The organism is Faecalicatena fissicatena (assembly GCF_016900595.1).
Taxonomy (GTDB): domain Bacteria; phylum Bacillota; class Clostridia; order Lachnospirales; family Lachnospiraceae; genus Claveliimonas; species Claveliimonas intestinigallinarum.
In genome coordinates this window covers 1-307 of record NZ_JACLYY010000043.1, presented here as the reverse complement: position 1 = coordinate 307, position 307 = coordinate 1, and the positions used below count along the sequence as shown (strand labels likewise).

2 tRNA genes are annotated in these 307 nt (G+C 50.2%); both read left to right on the top strand.

Annotation, left to right across the window (positions count from 1 at the left end):
• The first annotated feature begins 3 nt into the window (after window positions 1-3).
• Window positions 4-77: transfer RNA gene (locus H7U36_RS15060), tRNA-Ile, on the top strand.
• Between the two features lie 154 nt (window positions 78-231).
• Window positions 232-304: transfer RNA gene (locus tag H7U36_RS15055), tRNA-Ala, on the top strand.
• Window positions 305-307: the final 3 nt, after the last annotated feature.

Here is a 307-nt window from a genome sequence, read left to right as displayed (position 1 = left end):
AACGGGCTTATAGCTCAGCCGGTTAGAGCGCACGCCTGATAAGCGTGAGGTCGGTGGTTCGAGTCCACTTAAGCCCAGGCATTGAACACTTAACGAGAGCATCACCGCAGGTGCTGCTCGAGTTTAGTGAGAAAGCCCATCTTGAAACTTAATGAGATCGAGCGGAAGCGAAGATCGAATTTAGTTGAAAGATGTGAGGCGAAGTGTTCAATAAAAATGGAATACCCGAACGGGGGATTAGCTCAGTTGGGAGAGCGCCTGCCTTGCAAGCAGGAGGTCACGAGTTCGAATCTCGTATTCTCCATTG